This window comes from Halomonas urumqiensis (assembly GCF_003028575.1).
GTDB classification, from domain to species: domain Bacteria; phylum Pseudomonadota; class Gammaproteobacteria; order Pseudomonadales; family Halomonadaceae; genus Halomonas; species Halomonas urumqiensis.
Window position 1 is genome coordinate 521,389 of sequence record NZ_PYUD01000001.1, and the last position, 13,507, is coordinate 534,895.

General features: G+C 63.6%; 15 protein-coding genes and 1 tRNA gene. 9 read left to right on the forward strand and 7 right to left on the reverse strand.

The annotated features are described in order from the left end of the window. The first annotated feature begins 2 nt into the window (after nucleotides 1-2). Nucleotides 3-365 carry a cupin domain-containing protein gene (locus C6V82_RS02215; RefSeq protein ID WP_102589258.1) on the forward strand — a complete coding sequence of 121 codons (363 nt, stop codon included), beginning with the start codon at nucleotides 3-5 and terminating at the stop codon, nucleotides 363-365. A 239-nt stretch (nucleotides 366-604) separates the two neighbouring features. Here the strand turns inward: C6V82_RS02215 and C6V82_RS02225 are convergent, their stop codons facing one another. From C6V82_RS02225 to C6V82_RS02245, 5 genes are all read right to left on the reverse strand, one after another. Next, complete coding sequence (locus C6V82_RS02225; RefSeq protein ID WP_102589259.1) at nucleotides 605-1,291, reverse strand: aspartate/glutamate racemase family protein; 687 nt, start codon at nucleotides 1,289-1,291, stop codon at nucleotides 605-607. Further along, nucleotides 1,291-2,595, reverse strand: coding sequence for a TRAP transporter large permease (locus C6V82_RS02230; protein ID WP_102589260.1), 1,305 nt, complete (start codon nucleotides 2,593-2,595; stop codon nucleotides 1,291-1,293). The genes C6V82_RS02225 and C6V82_RS02230 overlap by 1 nt, the downstream gene beginning before the upstream one ends. Next, nucleotides 2,592-3,161, reverse strand: coding sequence for a TRAP transporter small permease subunit (locus tag C6V82_RS02235; protein ID WP_102589261.1), 570 nt, complete (start codon nucleotides 3,159-3,161; stop codon nucleotides 2,592-2,594). Before C6V82_RS02235 ends, C6V82_RS02230 begins: the two co-directional genes overlap by 4 nt. 16 nt (nucleotides 3,162-3,177) lie before the next feature. Further along, nucleotides 3,178-4,215 (reverse strand): TRAP transporter substrate-binding protein, encoded by a 1,038-nt coding sequence (locus C6V82_RS02240; protein WP_102589262.1) that lies wholly within the window; start codon nucleotides 4,213-4,215, stop codon nucleotides 3,178-3,180. A 275-nt stretch (nucleotides 4,216-4,490) separates the two neighbouring features. Continuing rightward, a complete protein-coding gene (locus C6V82_RS02245; RefSeq protein ID WP_102589263.1) occupies nucleotides 4,491-5,339 on the reverse strand; it encodes a MurR/RpiR family transcriptional regulator in 849 nt (282 codons plus the stop codon). A 202-nt stretch (nucleotides 5,340-5,541) separates the two neighbouring features. Here C6V82_RS02245 and C6V82_RS02250 point away from each other — a divergent pair, with 202 nt between their 5' ends. Beyond that, nucleotides 5,542-6,345, forward strand: coding sequence for a M48 family metallopeptidase (locus C6V82_RS02250; RefSeq protein WP_102589264.1), 804 nt, complete (start codon nucleotides 5,542-5,544; stop codon nucleotides 6,343-6,345). 76 nt (nucleotides 6,346-6,421) lie between these two features. Here C6V82_RS02250 and C6V82_RS02255 read toward each other — a convergent pair. Then, nucleotides 6,422-6,498 (reverse strand) — tRNA-Arg (locus tag C6V82_RS02255). Nucleotides 6,499-6,620: 122 nt separating this feature from the next. On the opposite strand from C6V82_RS02255, the gene C6V82_RS02260 reads away from it, so the two are divergent. The 3 genes from C6V82_RS02260 to C6V82_RS02270 all read left to right on the forward strand — a co-directional run bounded on the left by C6V82_RS02260 (nucleotide 6,621) and on the right by C6V82_RS02270 (nucleotide 10,103). Continuing rightward, nucleotides 6,621-8,123 carry an amidase gene (locus tag C6V82_RS02260; RefSeq protein ID WP_102589265.1) on the forward strand — a complete coding sequence of 501 codons (1,503 nt, stop codon included), beginning with the start codon at nucleotides 6,621-6,623 and terminating at the stop codon, nucleotides 8,121-8,123. Between the two features lie 70 nt (nucleotides 8,124-8,193). Beyond that, nucleotides 8,194-9,075: a methyltransferase domain-containing protein gene (locus C6V82_RS02265; RefSeq protein ID WP_102589266.1), complete on the forward strand. Its 882-nt coding sequence runs from the start codon at nucleotides 8,194-8,196 to the stop codon at nucleotides 9,073-9,075. Then, nucleotides 9,072-10,103 (forward strand): class I SAM-dependent methyltransferase, encoded by a 1,032-nt coding sequence (locus tag C6V82_RS02270; RefSeq protein WP_102589267.1) that lies wholly within the window; start codon nucleotides 9,072-9,074, stop codon nucleotides 10,101-10,103. Before C6V82_RS02265 ends, C6V82_RS02270 begins: the two co-directional genes overlap by 4 nt. Here the strand turns inward: C6V82_RS02270 and greB are convergent, their stop codons facing one another. After that, nucleotides 10,104-10,643, reverse strand: coding sequence for a transcription elongation factor GreB (greB, locus tag C6V82_RS02275; protein WP_102589268.1), 540 nt, complete (start codon nucleotides 10,641-10,643; stop codon nucleotides 10,104-10,106). It lies immediately after the preceding gene. A 177-nt stretch (nucleotides 10,644-10,820) separates the two neighbouring features. Here greB and C6V82_RS02280 point away from each other — a divergent pair, with 177 nt between their 5' ends. The 4 genes from C6V82_RS02280 (at nucleotide 10,821) to C6V82_RS02295 (ending at nucleotide 13,482) form a co-directional block, all read left to right on the forward strand. Continuing rightward, nucleotides 10,821-11,465, forward strand: a complete 645-nt coding sequence (locus C6V82_RS02280; RefSeq protein ID WP_308430823.1) for a tetratricopeptide repeat protein — start codon at nucleotides 10,821-10,823, stop codon at nucleotides 11,463-11,465. A 96-nt stretch (nucleotides 11,466-11,561) separates the two neighbouring features. Continuing rightward, entirely contained in the window at nucleotides 11,562-12,206 is a 645-nt protein-coding gene (locus C6V82_RS02285) for an NUDIX domain-containing protein (RefSeq protein ID WP_102589270.1), read from the forward strand. Between the two features lies 1 nt (nucleotide 12,207). Further along, on the forward strand, nucleotides 12,208-12,654 hold the full coding sequence (locus C6V82_RS02290) for a DUF1249 domain-containing protein (RefSeq protein WP_102589271.1): 447 nt from the start codon (nucleotides 12,208-12,210) through the stop codon (nucleotides 12,652-12,654). A gap of 72 nt (nucleotides 12,655-12,726) precedes the next feature. Next, nucleotides 12,727-13,482 (forward strand): phosphodiesterase, encoded by a 756-nt coding sequence (locus C6V82_RS02295; protein ID WP_102589272.1) that lies wholly within the window; start codon nucleotides 12,727-12,729, stop codon nucleotides 13,480-13,482. Nucleotides 13,483-13,507 lie beyond the last annotated feature (25 nt).

The window sequence follows — 13,507 nt, forward strand, 5'->3', positions numbered from 1 at the left end:
ACATGAGTGATACACCAATTCGCGCCGTCAAGTTCGACCACCGCGATACGACCTTTCGCCATCGTGGCGGCCCGCCCGGGCATGCCGCGATCGGGCGCACCGTGGACAGCTCCCTGAGCGAGACCATGGGCGCGGGGTTCGCCCGCTGGGAAGGGGCCGAAGTGGCCTGGACACTGCTCTACGACGAGGTGATCTTCGTCATCGAGGGTGAGCTCGAGGTCACCGCCGCCGGCGAGACCCATCGCGTGACCCCGGGTCAGATGCTATGGATTCCCGAGGGTACCGAGCTGGTCTACAGTGGCCATGCGCTGTTCGGGTATGCCCTCTATCCAGGCAACTGGAAGGTGCTGCACGGGATGGGGTGAATCGTGGACGGGTCGGGTGGAACGTCCATGGGGTGAGGCCATCAGGTGTTTGCGTGGGTTGAGAAGGGGCGGTGCCACGGCCGCTTCCTGAGGACTCACTATGCTACCCGCCTCACAGGCGCTTCCCTTTTCGGTGGAAGCGGTGCGTGAACTGCTGGCCATGTCGGACCGTCCCGACATGGCCTGTCAGGAGGTCGATGCCATTGCCAAACACCATCTGGAAGAAGTGGAGTCTAGGCTCAGTCGGCACTGGCGTGCTGAGTCACGTAATCGAGCGCTTGGGAGAAACCATCCATCACCTCGAGGCCATGGAGTGTTTCAAGCGCATGGCCCCGACCAGCGAAGGCGCCTGAGCCGAGTACGATGGCAGTGGCACCCTGGGCCTTGGCTTGCGTCACCAAATCGTGAAGGAGGGCTTCGGCCTGGACGGTCTTGGCCGCGGTCTCGGTTACGCCAATCCCGGTGGCCTTTACCGTGCAGCGCTCGCTCATGCCGTAGCGCTTACAAAGGCCCTCGATGGTGGGCACCGCTTCGTCAAAGGTGGTGATCACCGTAAAGGGACCGCCAGTGGCGTGAGCGTAGCGAATACCCGCTTCTGCCAAGCTGATCACTGGTGCTCGAGTCAGCATCCGGGCTTCGGCGACGGCGATGTCGTCGAAGCAGGCGAGAATGTAGCCTGCGTATCCTTCAGCCATGCGCTCTCGGATCAGCTCGAGCACGCAGCTCTTCGCTTGAGCCTTGTCCCGCTCGCTTTCCACCGCGTAGGGGCCTTGCTCCGGGCTCACTACGTCAATGATCATTCCCGGGGAGGCCAGGGCCTGTAACGCCTGGCGAATGCTGTCTGTCACCTTGTCGTTGGTATTGGGGTTGATGGCCAGGAAGCGCCGCGTACCTATCACTGAATCCAGGTTGTCGTTGTCCGCCATCAGCGCCCCGCGAACAGGTCGGGAAGCCACATGACGATTCCGGGCCAAATCATGATCGCGAGTGTGAACAACCCCATGATGATGACGAACGGCATGGACCCCCAGATGACATCGTTAAAGCTGCCGCCATCCTTGCGTACGCCTTGCACCACGAACAGGTTCATGCCCACCGGAGGAGTGATCAGGGCGATTTCGCACATCAGGACGATAAAAATACCGAACCAGATGGGGTCCACACCCACGGCCATCACCATCGGCACGGTGATCGGCACCGTCAGTACCATCATCGACATGGCATCCATGAACGTGCCAAGCACCAGGTAGAAGACCAGTAGCACCAATAGCAGCCCGACATGAGTGAGACCAAAGGTGGCAACCCACTGGGTCAGCGCCTGGGTAACGCCCAGCATGGAGATGGTCACGTTGAGCAGCAGGGCGCACATCAGCACGATGATCACCATGCCCGTCGTCTTGGCTGCTTGCACCGAGCAGTGAGCCAGCAGGTCAACGCTCAGCTTGCCCCCGAACACGATGAAGGCGAGCGCGATCATCACACCGATGGCAGCGGATTCCGTTGGCGTGGCCAGCCCACCGTAAATGCTGCCCATCACCACCCCGAAGATCACCACCGGCGGTATCAGGTGCTTTGACATGGCCAGTTTCTCGGCGAACGGCAGGTTTACCTCGGCCATGGCTTCCTTGCCGGCCTTGCCGTGAGCAAGGAACAGGTAGATCGAGAAGAGCAGGGCAAGGGCGATGCCCGGCATCAGTCCCGCGGCGAACAGCTGGCTGACCGAGGCGTTGGCCAACTGGCCGTACACCAGCAAGTTGATACTCGGCGGTATCAGGATACCCAGAGTGCCGCCGGCAGCCAGCGAGCCGAGCGAGGGGCGCACCGGATATCGATACTTCTGCAGCGCGGGAAGCGAAATGGTGCCCACCGTGGCCGCAGTGGCCACCGACGAGCCCGAGGTGGCGGAGAATAGCGTGCAGGTGGCGATGTTGGTGTGCAAAAGCCCGCCCGGCAGACGGTTGAACCACACGGAGAGCGCGGCGTACATGCGGTCGGCAATACCGCCACGCAGCAGCAATTCGCCCAGTAGCATGAAGAGCGGAATGGCCAGCATGGAGGGGCTGTTGAGGCTGCTCCAGATGACGCCGCCCATCATGTCCACCATCGGCGCGCCGTTCATCAGATAGCCGCCCACCGCGCCGACGAACAGAATCGCGACCGCCACCGGCAGGCCGAGCAGCATCAGCCCCAACATGATCAGAAAGGCGGTACCGATCAGTGTAATGCTCATGGCTGACCCCCTGCGCGTTTCCCAAGTTCAGCCAGCTCTTCCTCAAGCTCATCCTGGGTTGAGCTCGGTCCGAAACGGCGGTTAAGTGCATGCCAGTCGCGCTTGAACAGCAGGCGCAATGCCTGCATGGAAAGCACGAAGGCGGCCAGAGCGAAGGCAGACATGGCCACCAGCCAGACCGACTGCGGGTAGATCAGTGGCGTGGCCCAGGGCGTCTGAGCGATGGAACGGTACATATGGGTATCGATCACAGTTTGTACGGTGAAATAGATCAGGAAGACCGCCAGCAGCCCCAGCGAGAGGGCTGCCAGCGCATTGAGCACGGCCTGAACGGTGCTTGGCAGGCGCATGTGCAGCAAATTGATGCGGATATGCGCTTGTTCGACCATGGCGACACAGAACGCCAGCGGTGCAGCGATGGCAATGGCATAACCCCCAAGCTCTTCGACACCGCCAATCGACATGGCAAAGAACTTGCGGATTAGCGTTTCGACCGTGATCAGCAGGGCGAGCAGAAGCATCATGGCGCCGAACAGGATCCCGAGAAAGCGGGCATAGGTGTTCATCGTCGACTCCGAGTGATCACAGGCCGAGCTTCTGGCCAACGGTCTCGCGCCAGACAGCTTCGCAGTCGTCGGCAACGGCATTGCACTGGCTTGCCCAGGTTGGCAATGAGACCTCTTCTACCGCGGCAGCCACTTTATCCAGGTCTTCCTGGGCGACCGGCACTTCAGTGAGCGAATAGGACGTGCCGAATTCGCAGGGAGACTCGCCGGCATTACAGCGCATGGCGTCTTCGTAAAGCGCTTCGGAATAGCCCCAGATATCATTGCTCAGCTCGGCAATGGCGCCTTCAAGCTCCACCTGCTGTTGTTCAGTGAGGCTATTCCAGGTGTCCAGGTTGATGGCATAGCCATTGACGGCCAGTTGCAGTGCGATAGGCAGCACCGTGCTGGTGGATTCGGGCCAGCCGCCTGAATTGGCCGAGGCCGGGCCGGTGATGGCACAGTCGATAACCCCGCGCGAGAGCGACTGCTGCACGTCGCCGAACGGCATCGCAATGCCCGTGGCACCCAGCCCGCCGACGAAGTTGGCGGCACTCTGGTCACCCACCCGCACGCGCTTGCCCTGCAGATCGCTCAATCCGCCGATCTCGTCTCGACAAAAGATGATCTGGGGGCCAGCTGGCCATACGCCCAGCAATTTGGCATTGAAGCGCTCCTGCAGCCGCGAATCCACATAATCCGAGTAAGCGTCAATGTTCTCGCGGCCGGCCTCGAAGCTGGTATTCATGCCTATCAGGTCCAATCCCAGAATGGAGGGCTCGTCCCGGCTGACCTGTGGGCCGCGCAGCGAGACGATATCGAACAGTCCTGAGCGCAGCACACGCAGGCCGTCGGTATCGGGAATGCCTGCCACATCCACCGGCAAATATTCCACATTGGCCTCGATGCCGGTGTGCTCGGAAAAGGACTCGAAGAATGGCTGCTCCTTCTGCTGGGCGATCATGCCTGAGCCGGCGGGCTGGCCCAGCACCTTAAGTGACAAGGGACTGGCCTGTGCGGCCGTAGCCAGCAGGGTGGAGGTGATGGCGGTAACAAGGGCGGTACGTTTCAACATGGTCATGTCCTGTAATGAGCGAAAGACTAGCGCCGTGTTCGACGTTGCCGTGCTGATTGGGCGTGATACGGGTTCAGCACATCGCCGGATCGCAGCAGCGGCTGTATTTGGTGATCCATATTTCATGCCATGTATTCCATGAAATTAAAATTTCATGTCCAAAACAGCTGCTTAGATCGACGGCTTTATCCTGAGCAGAATGCGCGGCGAGAAGCGGGGTGCACGACATGGGTGCAAGGAAGGCTGAGAGTGCGCCAGGAGGGTGCTAGGTGTGACTACAATTCTTCCAGTCGATCGTTCAGGGTCTCAATTTTACGCAGGCGGCTACGCGAGGCGTCGTTTGCCGCCTCGATGGTACGCATGGCCAATAGGTGGCACAGCGCCATGACGGCGGTGTGATTGAACAGCGGCCCGGCGGCCAGGGTGTGACAGCGGAAGTGCCAGGTGGCGACAGGCTCCAGCTCAAGCCCTTCGTCGGTAATGTATAGCAGCTTCGCTCCGCACTTCCTGGCGTGGGCCAGAAGGTGCTCGTTAACCGCCACGCGGCGCCTTAGACCGAACACGATGACGCAATCAGTTTCTTGAAAGTTGACCAGATGCTCGCCCAGAGTTTCACCGCCACCGGGCAGGCTGACGACCTGTTCGATCACTTGCGTGAGTTGCCAGCGCAGATAGTCGGCGAAGGAGTGACTGGCACGAAAGCCAATTACCCAGGTCTTGCGCGCGGAGAGAATGGCTTGGGCCACTGCATCCACTTCTGCTTGGGTGATGGTGGCAAAGGTGCGGTCGAGGTTGGCCTTGCCCTGCTCCAGGTTGAGCGCCAGGGAGGACTCGGCCTGGTTGAGCGAAGGGTTAGGCAGGAACAGCCGCGAGCCCGTACTCTGTTCCTCGCGGGCGTGCTTGCGGGCAGCCTCGTAACTTTCGTAGCCCAGCCGCCGGACGAAGCGCGAAACCGTCGCCCTGGAGACGTTGGCGAATTTCGCCAACTCTTTTGCATCGTAACTGGCAAGTTCTCCCGGGAAGTCGCAAACGAACTCACCCAGACGACGCTCGGCAGGGTGGAGCGACGGGAGTGCGCTACGTACACGAGCAAGAAATGAGCGTTCCTTGGTAGGTCTGGACATAGGCGCCATGAAAATTCAGTTTCACGCATTGTGTGCTTTGGCCGCATTTCGCGCAAATGTCATCAATGTGACGAGGTGGCTCGGATCATGACAGCGCCATAATTGGCAGACCCACACCCATCCGGTCAGTACCTCCCGTGGGTTCGAGACTCAGGTATCCTCTCGTCTGTGCGACTGGGTCTTTGACGATGAGGGAGTCACGATGAGCCTGCGATGGCTGTTGCGCTTGCCATGGGTGATTTGCCTGGCGCTGCTGGTCGGCTGCGAGGAGACGCCGACCGGTCGCTCCCAACTGGCCCTGGTGCCGGAAACCCTGATGGCCCGGATGGGCGAGGACGCCTTCGAGCAGTTGCGTCACCGCCAGCCGGTGTCTGGTAATGCGTCCATCGACCACCAGGTGCAGTGTGTGGCCCGGCAGGTGGTGGCCGCCGCCGAGGCGCGCTATCCGGCGGCCGACCTCCCCGAGGCCTGGGAGGTGGTTGTCTTCGAGGATGCCTCGCCCAACGCCTTCGCCCTGCCGGGTGGGCGCATCGGCGTGCATACCGGCCTGTTGCAGGTGGCCGAAACGCCGGACCAGTTGGCGGCGGTGATCGGCCATGAAGTGGGCCATGTGCTGGCCGACCATGGCAATGAACGGCTTACCCAGCAACTCGGCATCAAGGCCGCGCTGCTGTTGGTGGGAATCTTCGCGGATGGGGATCTGGGGCAGCAGCAGTTGATGCAGGCCCTGGGCCTCGGCGCCCAGCTCGGCATCAGCCTGCCGTTCAGCCGCGCCCACGAGGAAGAAGCCGACCTGATGGGCCTAGCGATCATGGCGCAGGCGGGATTCGACCCGCAGCAGAGCGTGGCGCTGTGGCGCAACATGGCCGCCGCCGGCGGTGGTCAGCCCCCCGAGTTCCTCTCCACCCATCCCGCCAACGACTCGCGCATCGACGCCCTGCAGCAGGGCATGGAGGAGGCCGTCGCCACCTACCGCGCCGCGACACCGGCTGACTGTTCCGGGTAGTAGGACGTCGCCTTTGAAAACGAAAGGGTGGAATCGATGTTGGAGCGAGTATGGGAAGGGATGCCCGGAAATCGATTGGCGCCCCCATCAGGATTCGAACCTGAGACCTTCCCCTTAGGAGGGGGACGCTCTATCCAGCTGAGCTATGGGGGCCGAGCGCTGCGCATTATAGGGAAATTCCCTCGCGAGATAAACCGCTGTGCCGGCCTCGCGCCCTGCCGGGGTGGCGGTTTGCCTGCTAGTCTGAATGCTTGGCTGGCTAGGGAGGGCAGGGGATGGAGCTTCGTGACTACCGCGCGCATGACGCCCTGGGGTTGGCGGCGCTGATTCGGCGTGGCGAGGTGAGCTGGCAGGAGGTGTTCGCGGCGGGGTGTCTGGCCATCGAAACGGCCAACCCGAGCCTTGGTGCGGTGGTGCGAACGCGCTTCGAGCGCGCCGAACGTGAGGGACTTCAGGTCGATCCGGCTTCTCCCTTCGCCGGGGTGCCGACCCTGACCAAGGATCTGTTGATGGGGCTGGCCGGTGAGCCCATGGCGTTGGGGAGTGCCGCCATGCGGGAGTGGCGCGCCACCGAGGATGCCAGCCTGGTGACCCGGATGCGTGAGGCGGGGCTGGTGATTCTTGGCCAGACCGCTACCCCGGAGCTAGGCCTGATGGGCATCACCGAGCCGCGCGCCTTCCCCCATCCACGCAATCCCTGGCAGCCGGACCACTCGCCCGGTGGCTCCAGCGGTGGCGCCGCGGCGGCGGTGGCGGCGGGGCTGGTGCCGCTGGCCATGGCGGGCGACGGGGGCGGGTCGATACGTATTCCCGCCAGCCATTGCGGGCTCTTCGGGCTCAAGCCATCTCGGGGGCGCGTGCCGCTGGGGCCGATGTTCGCCGAGGTGTGGCAGGGCGCGGTGGTCGAGCATGCCGTCACACGCAGTGTGCGCGACAGCGCGGCATTGCTGGATGCCACCAATGGCATGGATAAGGGCGGCCCCTTTCCATTGCCGCGTGAAACCGGGTTTCTGGCGGCGATGGAACGACCGCCCCGGTCGCTGCGCGTGGCCGTATCGCTGGGTGAGCCGTTTGGTGCCTCGCTTGGCACGCAGCTCGACCCGCAGGTGCGTGAAGCGGTCGAGGCGGCCGCCATGCGGCTGTCTCAACTGGGGCACCATGTCGAATGGGCGCAGCCGCCCGTGGATGGCGAGGCACTGGCCGACAGCTACCTGACGCTCTATCTTGGCCACCTGGCCGCCGATCTGGCGTGGGTCGCCGGGCAGACCGGGGTTCCGGTGAGCCGGCTCGACATCGAACCGAGCACGCGCGCCATCGGTCGGCTGGGGCGCCATTTGCTGGCACGCGACTACGAACTCGCCAAGCGCTACTGGAATCGGGTGGCCCGTGACATGGCGGCCTTCCATGAGCGTTTCGATATCCTGCTGATGCCGGTGGCGGCCAAGCCCGCGCCACGCTTGGGTGAACTGTATCCAAGCCGGGCGCGCGAACGCCTGATGGCGCTGCTGGGGATTCCCGGGGTCTCCTGGTTGGCACTGAAGGGCGGCATGCTCGAACGGCTGGCCGCCGATGCCCTGCGCATGACCCCATTCACCCAGCTTGCCAACCTGACCGGCCAGCCGGCCATGTCACTGCCCTTGCATGTCACCAGGGAAGGGCTTCCGGTCGGCGTTCAGGTGGTCGGGCCCATGGGTGATGAGCGCACCTTGCTGGCCTTGGCCGCGCAGCTCGAGGCGGATAGCGGCTGGGGAGATCACCTGCCAGTCCCTCCTCCTTGAGTCGGTCGCCCCGTGAGTCGATAACCAAAGCCGGGTAGAATGCCGACGAATCCACGCCCATGGCGCCTTTATGTCCAAGCCTTCACGACCCGCTGCAACCGCTCGGCCTGGCGGGGCTCCCGCCTCACCACTGTCGGCCCGGGGAGACCGTCATTTCGATGGGCTCGCCGACAAGTTCGCCGGCAGCCTGTATGGCGCCAGTCGCGGCGCGCTGCGCCTCGCGCTGCTCGACCGCCTGTTGCCCGAGATGCTCGAACTCGATGGCCAACCGTTGCTGGATGTGGGCGGCGGGCTTGGCCAACTGGCGGCCTGGTTTGCGTCACGTGGCCATCGGGTGACGCTGGTTGATCCCTCCGCCGAGATGTTGGCGCGTGCCGAAACCCATCTGGCAGAGCACTTGTCTGAGCCCCTGGCCGAGCGCCAGGTCAGCCTGTTGCATGCCCCGTTGCAGGAGTTGCCGTCGCTGGCGCCCGGGCCGTGGCGATTGATCGCCTGTCATGCGGTGCTCGAGTGGCTGGCCGACCCGCGTGGTGCGATGGCAACCCTTGCGGGGTTGCTGGCGCCGGGCGGACAGCTGTCGTTGATGGTGTTCAATCGTGATGCGCTGCGCTTTTCCAATGTCGTGAAGGGCAACCTGGAAAAGGCCATGGCCGATCGGCTCGAAGGTACCGGGCAGCGACAGCGCCTCACCCCGATCTCGCCGCTCACCCATGCCCAGGTCGAGGCGTGGAGCCAGGCGTGCGGGCTCGAAATTCGCGAGGTGGCGGGCATTCGGGTGTTCCATGATTACCTGCGCACTCCGCCGGCCGATGAACGCGAGCAGGCCAGGCTGCTCGAATTGGAACATCGCTATTGCCGAGTCGACCCGCACTGGCGGCTTGGCCGCTACCTGCTGTATACCCTCGAGCGTCCACTCTCTCCGTCATCTTCCACACAGGAGTCACCGGCATGAGCGCCGAGACCCCGGTCTGTCAGCTGCTGGAGCGCCAATCCGCCGACTATCGCGGCTGGTGGTGGGTCGCGCCCCCCCGCGACGCCTGGCTCGAGGCGGAAGAAGGGCGGGCGATCAGCGCGGACCTCGGCGTGCTCGAGGCCTGGCGGTCGCGGAAGCTCGAGGCGGATTCGCCTTTCGAGACCGCTTCCGAGGCGCCACCCGGTGCGGTGCTTTTCTGGCCCAAGAGCCATGCGCTGGGCGAATGGTGGCTGCTGTGGCTGTGCGCCACGCTGCCACCGGGAACGCCCCTGCAACTGGTGGGAGAAAACCAGGGTGGCATCAAGCGGGTGCTGAAGGCGCTGGCGGCCCTGGGGCTTGGCTGTCGCAAGCTCGATAGCGCGCGCCGCTGTGCGCTCTACGAGACGCGCGTGGACCACGTGGCCCTCGAACCGGATGCCGCCTGGACGCAATTCGAGGCGGCCGGCGTGATCCTTGCCAGCCACCCCGGCGTGTTTGGTCACGGTAAGCTCGACGACGGCACCTGGCTGTTGCTGGAGACGCTGAGCGCGCGTCTGGAGGCGGCGGGCGACGATGTCGCGGCCGCGGGGCTTGGCGAGGTGCTGGACCTGGGCTGCGGTGATGGCATTCTGGCGGCTTGGCTGGCGCGACGCGGTTCCCGGGTCACGGCAACGGATATCAACGCCTTTGCCGTAGAGGCCACTCGCCGAACGCTTACCGCCAATGGCGTGTCTGGCCGGGTGCTGCAAGGCGACGTCTATTCGGCGTTGGATTCGTCGGGCGAGGGCGGGCGGCATTTCAGTGCGATCGTCAGCAATCCGCCGTTTCATCAGGAGCGCGCCATCGACTATGGCCCGGCGGCGCGGTTGATCCTCGAGGCCCCCGGGCAGTTGTTGCCGGGCGGGCAGTTGCTCCTGGTGGCCAACGCCTTCCTGCCTTATCCGGACCTGCTGGCACGTGCCTTCGGCGATTTCGAGGTGCTCGCCGACGACCGGCGTTTTCGCGTCTATCGGGCAGTCAAACGGTGATCAACCCTGTGGGTCGCGATAGGCGATCTCCGTGATCAGCCAGGTGGTCTCGCCGCCGGGAGCGGCGACCGTTACCTCGTCGTCCAGCGTCTTGCCGAGCAGCGCCTTGGCCAGCGGCGCGTCGACACTGATCCAGCGCTTGGTGGTATCGGTCTCGTCATGGCCCACCAGGCGGATGCGCATCTCCTCTCCTTCTTCATCCTCCAGGGTGACGAAGGCGCCGAAGTAGACCTTTTCGGTATCCGCCGGTAGCCGGTCCACCACCTGCAGTTCATCCAGGCGCTTGGTCAGGTAGCGGATTCTGGCGATGACGCGGTTGAGTTCCTTCTTGTTGTAGGTGTAATCGGCGTTTTCACTGCGATCACCCAGGGCCGCGGCTTCACCCACCTTGGCGGAAATCGCCGGGCGCTTGACCCTCGAGAGGTGATCGAGGATGCCCCGCAGCCGTTCGGCGCCTTCGGCGGTGATCAGGTTGCTTCTGGGTTCCTGGCGAGGGTCCTTTGCCGGGTCGCGCCAGCGGGTCATGTTGCGGCCTTTCACGAGTGCGGCTCCTTTCGTTCAAGCGGGCAACATACGTGATATGTGCCGGCCACGCCAAGCCGAGCCCAGCGAGATGACGGTGGTGGTGAATCATTCAAACGTTCGTTACAGTGCGATAGGGGGTCGACGACTCGTCGACCGACCTCATCACAATCAGAATAATACGTTCAGGAGATCATGATGATTCGACGCCAACTGATGACATGTGCACTTGGTATGGCCCTGAGTATGGCGCCGCTGGGTACGCTGCTGGCCTGGGAGAGTGATGTCGAGGCCCTCGAGCAGCGCTGGGAAGAGGTCACCACGCAGTTGCCCCAGGACCAGCGTGGCGATGCCCTGGGCGAATTGGCCGAGCGAGCGGAATGGCTGGTGAGCGCACACCCAGGTGAAGCCGTGCCGCTGATCTGGCATGGCATCATCGAGGCTTCCCATGCGCGTGAGCGCGGCGGCTTCGGTGCCCTTGGCAGTGCACGCAGCGCCCGTGACTCGCTGGAAGCGGCCATCGAGATCGACCCCCAGGGCGGCAACGGTTCCGCCTATGTCACCCTGGGCGCGCTGTACGACCGCGTACCCGGTCGCCCGCTGGGCTTCGGCAACAGCGAAACGGCCGAACGGATGTTCGAGCGCGCACTGGCGATTCGCCCCGAGGGTATCGACGTCAATTTCTACTATGCCGCATTTCTTGAGGAAGAAGGGCGGCTCGACGAGGCACTGGCGCATGCGAAGCGTGCCGTGGACGGGCAGGCCAGGGCATCGCGCGAGGTGTCCGATGAGGCCCTGCGTCGCGATGCGCGCGTGCTGTTGGCTCGGCTCTCCCGCTAGCCCAACCAGGCCGTTCGAGGCCGGGGCGGTTGGCATTGCGCGACCGGGCCATGATAATGGTTTCCTTTTTGCGCACCCAACCGATGGGAGAGCGGCATGAGTGACTCACTAGCCCAGCCCCCGGCATTCGCTGCATTGGCGCCGTTCACGGCTGCCGATGTCGAGATGCGCGAGCGGCGTTGCCTGCATCAGGGCTTCTTTCGCCTGGATGCCTTGCACCTGCGCCACCGGCTGTTCGAGGGCGGCTGGAGCGAGCCGATGGTGCGCGAGGTGCATCACCGCCATGATGCCGTGGGGGTGCTCTTGTATGACGTCGAGCGTGATGCCGTGGTGCTTGTCGAGCAGTTTCGTGCCGGTGCGCTGGCCGACCCCGTCTCGCCCTGGAAGCTCGAGGTGGTGGCGGGGCTGGTCGAGGACGGTGAGTCTCCCGCCGACGTCGCTCGGCGCGAATCCCTCGAAGAAGCCGGCTGCACGGTCGGTGAACTTATTGAACTGCATACCTATTATCCCAGCCCCGGCGCCTGCGACGAGCGGGTCACGCTGTTCTGCGGCTTGCTGGACAGCGCTGGCCTGGGGGGCGTGCACGGCTTGGATGAAGAGCACGAAGATATCCGCGTGCATGTGCTACCGTTTATCGAAGCCTGGGAACTCCTTCAGGCTGGCCGACTCGACAACGCCATGTGTCTGATCGCCTTTCACTGGCTTTCCGCCGAGCGGGCTTCACTACGAGCAAGGAGGTAACGTGGCCAGAAGTGCCTATGTGACCGACCTGAAGACCCTGCAGGGTGAGTGCACGGCCAATTACCTGCGCTTGACCCGGCTGTTGGGTGATATTGCCCCCGGTGAGACCCGCGAGGTCGAACTGGTCAGCGGCGGCCGTCGCCTCGGCTCACTGTGCCTCAAGGTACTCGAACGCGCCCCTTACACCAGCATCATCCAGGTGACTCAGCAGGGTGTGATCGACAGCGTTATCGATACGCCCTGCATGCGTGTGCACCTCTACCATGACGTGCGCATGGCCGAGGTCACCGACTTCCAGCGCCAACGCCATTTCCATGGCCGCTATCGCTATCCCAATGCCCGCATGCACCAGCCCGACGAGAAGCTGCAGCTCAATCGCTTTCTGGGCGAATGGCTAGATCATGGCCTGGCTCACGGCCACTCGATGGATCTGCCCGAACTGCCCTGACGTGTTGCCACTCTCCGTGGCCTGTCACGCTATGCATCATCCCACACCGCCGTCATGACGAGACGCCACCCCATGCCCCGACTGGTTCAGATCACTGACTGCCACCTTGTCGCCGACCCTGCCGCCGATGGAGGGCGTGCGTTGCGCCAGCTGCGGGCGGTGGTTGCGGCCGTCAACCGTGAGCGTCCTGATCGGGTCCTGGTGACCGGCGATATCACCGACGATGAGACGGCGGCGTCCTATCAATTGGCTGTTGCCACCCTGGACGAGCTCGCTGCCCCCTGGTTCTGGCTGCCCGGCAACCATGACGATGTGGCGCTGATGGCCGAAAATCGTGAACTGCTGGACGAGCTCGACCTCGACCTCGACCTCGACCTCGACCTCGACGGCTGGCGGGTGCTGTTGCTCGATACCCACGTCAACGGCCAGCCCCACGGTGAGCTGGGCTTTCGAAAACTGACGCACCTGGCTGAACGGCTTGAACGGAATCCTCGCCCGACATTGGTGGCGATGCACCATCCGCCACTGCCGGTAGGCTCGGCATGGATCGACGCCATCGGGCTTGTCGATAGAGAGGCGTTCTGGCAAACCCTGGCACCCTTCGGCCAGGTGCGCGCCATCCTGTGTGGCCATATCCACCAGGCATTCGCTAGCCGCCAATGCCTAGCCGCGGGCGAGGTGATGGTCTATGGCTGCCCGGCAACCAGCAATCAGTTCCTGCCCCGCGCCGAGCACTTCGCCATCGACGAGGCGGCACTGCCTGGGTATCGCGTTGTCGAGCTTTCCGCTGATGGACTGGCGACCCGGGTCGAGCGCATAAATCAGTGATGAATGGCATAAAAAGATAGTTATT